This window comes from Candidatus Obscuribacterales bacterium (assembly GCA_036703605.1).
Lineage (GTDB): Bacteria > Cyanobacteriota > Cyanobacteriia > RECH01 > RECH01 > RECH01.
This window is the reverse complement of sequence record DATNRH010001177.1, coordinates 1-1,255: the sequence shown is the minus strand read 5'-3', so window position 1 is coordinate 1,255 and position 1,255 is coordinate 1. Positions and strand designations below refer to the sequence as shown.

The 1,255-nt window shown below is 52.4% G+C and carries 1 protein-coding gene; it reads right to left on the bottom strand.

The annotated features are described in order from the left end of the window. Positions 1-45: 45 nt before the first annotated feature. Positions 46-369: a hypothetical protein gene (locus tag V6D20_24355; protein HEY9818913.1), complete on the bottom strand. Its 324-nt coding sequence runs from the start codon at positions 367-369 to the stop codon at positions 46-48. Positions 370-1,255 lie beyond the last annotated feature (886 nt).

Sequence of the window (1,255 nt, the reverse complement as noted above, 5' to 3'; positions counted from 1 at the left end):
GAAAAAAGAAACAAGATTTACTGGGCCTCATAAAAGCTAACACAGTCACATGTAGTCATTGCTGGCAGAAGGTGGTTTTCTCTGACGTGGGGGTAGGTCGGTGGAGCCCTTTCCAGTGGTCTTGTAGCTTCTGGCAAGTTGTGCTGACTGCTCCGCCTGCTGCTTCCACCTCTGAGCTATGGTCTCTTCCTCCTCAAACCGTTGCTGCATTGCACTTATTTTGGCTTTTTTTGATTGCTGTTCTTTCTGCTGCTTCTTAGTGAGACGTCTTTTGGTAGCTGGAAGACCAGCAGCATAAATTCTATGACCAGGTGGGTTGCCATCGTCGCCTGAAAGGAGACCAACAAGTTCTTCAACTTGATTACTCATGGGTTCGCTGTCTTCAGCAACAACCAAGACAGCACTGGGCTCTAAGTGTTCTTGACGTGGATTGGATTCAGAGGGATGGCTAGGCTGAGCAACCTGTTTCCTAGCCTTGGATCTGTTGGCACGAAATCCGGTCTAATGGGTCAAGGCATGGTGAAGTACGGAAGGAGGGGATAGGCGGGCAGAGAGGTGGAGCAAATGAAATAGTACCCGAGTAGGCAAATTGCTAGCAGGCCCAGGGTGAACGCGTACAAGTTCAGTGCTTTGATAGGTGTCACTGGAGTCAAGAATGGCCCTGTACCTGTTTCGAGGGCGAGCTGCTCCTGTGGCAAGTAAGCGGGCATCTAGTGACGCTTTCAGTTCAGCAGCAACGGAAACAAGGCGTTCCTTAGATCAGCAAAGTGGCACCTTCAGCATATCAAGCAGGAGTTGGGTTCCTTTTTCATCTCCTTCGAGGTAGACAAGCTCAATTGGGATGCCACTAATCAGGAGGGCACGTCTCTTGGAATTGATGGCAGTATATCCTTGTACGGAAGGGGCGACAGGGGCCACAGGGGCAGGAAGGTCAGCTCCATCGCTACTGTCCTCTGCAGGGCCTATTTCTGCATCAGACCATAAATGGCGGTTACTCCTCCAGAAGTCTATGGCGTGCCGAGCTGTGGGGGTTCTAGGGGTGAGAATGGTAAAGGTGGCGTTAACTAGGTAAATGCAGGGCTGGGGAGGGGAGCTACAGGTTGGGGCAAGGTAGGGCAGTAGACAGGTAGGAGGCAAGGTCGGGTAGTAGGGCGAGGTAGGGGTCGGCGAGGTAGAGGTTAGTAGGGCGAGGGCTCGTAAGGCAAGGGAGGGGGTAGAAGGCCAAGATTGGGCAAGGTGGGATCGTACCGAGGTA

What these genes read in the sequence shown, in the direction of transcription:
- V6D20_24355 (HEY9818913.1), bottom strand. Translation starts at nt 369, where the DNA reads ATGAGTAATCAAGTTGAAGAACTTGTTGGTCTCCTTTCAGGCGACGAT.